We start from the raw sequence: 2,616 nt of genomic DNA, 5'->3' as shown, positions 1-2,616 counted from the left end.
GAAAAAAGCCAACTCACCGAACTGCACCGCAACGCCCAGCATTTATTAAAACCCCTAGCGGTCATTAACCCCTACGCCGATCAACTCACCTTCCTGGATGACAAAACCCGCACCCGTCGTGATCATGAAAAATACCTCACCCTCATCGACAGCGTGGCCCTGCTGCACCAATACCAACGGGACATTAAAAGCCTCAACCACAACGGTAATACCCTCAAGTACATCGAAGTGCAGCTGAGTGACATCCACACCGCCAACCGCCTGGCTCATGACGTATTGGGCCGCACGCTGGATGAACTCCCGGCGCAAACCCGCAAGCTGTTAACACTGATTCAACAAATGGTGGCCACGCAGTGCCAAACGCACAGCCTGGTGCAGAAGGATGTTCGCTTTAGCCGCCGACATATCCGTGAATTTACCGGGTGGAGTGATGGTCAGTTAAAAATCCATTGCTCCCGTCTTGCTGATCTCGAATATTTACTCATCCACCAAGGAGGGCGAGGTTCTCATCTTGTTTATGAATTGTTGTTTGATGGCTGTAGTGATGATGAACCGCACTTAATGGGGCTATTGGATGTGGAGGCATTGGGGTATGACTTGGAAAAGTCAGGGGTAAACAGAAATAAGTCAGGGGTAGAGAGGCAAACGTCAGCCCCAAGTCAGGGCCAAGTTAGGCCCAAGTCAGACCCGCTGAAATCGATAAAGCCCTTGAACAGTAAGGCCTACAGAGAAACCCGTCAGAGTAACACCGAAAAGGCGCATCAGGGGTAAACACACATGGCCCTAAAACGTAAACGTACCATGCACCACCAACGGGACAAGGTGGCCATCGAACACACCGGCTTTTACGGTTATCTCCTGCGTTATCAGGAAACCCTGCTCCTGCGTAACTACTCAGCCTTAGCGCTCAAGCGTCGGGAAAATACCCTGCGGCGCTTTATTGGCTGGTGTGATGAACGCGGCCTCAATGACCCGCAAACGATCACCAAGCCCATTCTGGAAAGTTACCAGCGTTACCTGTACTTCTACCGACAAGAGAACGGTGAACCCTTATCGCCCACCACACGGGGCCGTTACATCAGCTTTATTCGCCACTTCTTCAAATGGCTCACCCAGGAAAACTACCTGCTCTACAACCCCGCCTCAGAGCTGGTGATCCCCAAAGCCACCGCCAGTTTGCCGGTGGTGCTCAGTGAAGACGAAGTGGCTCGGCTAATGGAACAACCCGACGTCAACACCGCCAAGGGGCTGCGAGACCGCGCCATACTGGAAACCTTCTACAGCACCGGCATTCGCCGTGCCGAACTGTGTCAGCTCACCGTCAGTGATATTGCCTTAGACCGTTACACCCTGTTCGTGAAAGAGGGCAAAGGCAGTAAAGACCGGCTGTTACCCATTGGCCCCCGGGCGGTGAAATGGATCAAACACTACCTCAACGACGTACGCCATCAACTGCTGTTAAACAGCACCGAACCCACCCTGTTCCTCAACGACTACGGCGAACCGTTTCGAGACAACAAACTCGGTGACAAAGTCAAACGCTACCTGAAAAACGCCGGCATCACCGCCCCCGGCGCCTGTCATCTACTGCGCCACGCCATGGCCACCCATATGCTGGAAAACGGCGCAGAATTGCGGTTTATCCAAGCCATGCTGGGTCATTCCGATTACCGGGCCACACAGGTATACACTCATGTGAGCATTAGAAAATTACAGGAAATCCACGCGGCGACTCACCCGGCCAAGGCAGACGAGCCAGCGAACGAGACAGCAGAAGAGCAAACCGACCACAGTGGTTAACCGGACACATCGCCACTCCAGCACTGCGTGCTTCCGGGCAGTCTTCCGCTTCGCTGCACACTGCATAGTAAAAAAGGCCGCTCTGTCCTATGTCACACCCCTTGCGTGGCAAGGGCTGCGCCACACTCCATAGCCCTTTCCAAGCCGTGCCTCCCCCGTCGTGCTGCGCACGTCTCCCCGCCCTAAAACCCTACCCGCCAAAGTGGGTCACGTTCAGTGGTCATCCGTTCGTTAGCACGTTGTCAAAAACCCTCGCGTGAACCGCCGCCATTAAAGCGGGCAGGGTTCGGGCTGGCCGCACGGCGTGTTTACCCCCTAGCCCCCAAGGGGGAACACGTTCTGTGGCGGCAAAGCCGCGTTTAAAAAATCCATTCCCTAATCCCCCAACCCCCTTTAGCAAAAGGGGGCTTGAAAGTGCCAACGTCACCAACGTGTCTGCTTGCTTGCCTTCTCAGGGTAGCGACGTGCTCGGCAGGTCAAGGCCAAGCCCTACGGGTGCTGCGCAGTCTTGACCGGCCTGTGCGCGCCGCTGATGGGTGGCGGCAAACAAACGCCACTCAAGAGGAGAAAAGGCAATGGTAAATGTTCCACCCATGGCAAGAAAAATCATCGAAACCGCCAACGACTTGGCCACCACCGGTCGCACTGGCGCGAGCACAGGAGAGATCATCGCGGCGGCGTTCGTGTTAGATCGAATGGACTTTATCCCGGATGGTTACAGCGTGGTTGAAGCGTGGGATCGCATCGATGATCTTCAGGAAATCGTGAGAAAAATACGGAGTGAATACGATGACTTAGTGGTGCCTTGGTAAGGCC

Annotated in this window: 3 protein-coding genes; all 3 read left to right on the top strand. The window is 54.7% G+C overall.

The features are described from left to right. A partial coding sequence (locus LU351_RS20245; RefSeq protein ID WP_232595901.1) for a hypothetical protein occupies positions 1-771 on the top strand: 771 nt, incomplete at its 5' end. A 6-nt stretch (positions 772-777) separates the two neighbouring features. After that, positions 778-1,800, top strand: coding sequence for a site-specific tyrosine recombinase XerC (xerC, locus tag LU351_RS20240; RefSeq protein WP_232595900.1), 1,023 nt, complete (start codon positions 778-780; stop codon positions 1,798-1,800). A gap of 575 nt (positions 1,801-2,375) precedes the next feature. Then, positions 2,376-2,612 carry a hypothetical protein gene (locus LU351_RS20235; RefSeq protein ID WP_232595899.1) on the top strand — a complete coding sequence of 79 codons (237 nt, stop codon included), beginning with the start codon at positions 2,376-2,378 and terminating at the stop codon, positions 2,610-2,612. The last annotated feature ends 4 nt before the right edge of the window (positions 2,613-2,616 follow it).

The sequence above is a fragment of the Marinibactrum halimedae genome, from assembly GCF_021234875.1.
GTDB classification, from domain to species: domain Bacteria; phylum Pseudomonadota; class Gammaproteobacteria; order Pseudomonadales; family Cellvibrionaceae; genus Marinibactrum; species Marinibactrum halimedae.
The sequence above is the reverse complement of the archived record's forward strand: the minus strand, read 5'-3'. Positions and strand labels throughout refer to the sequence as shown.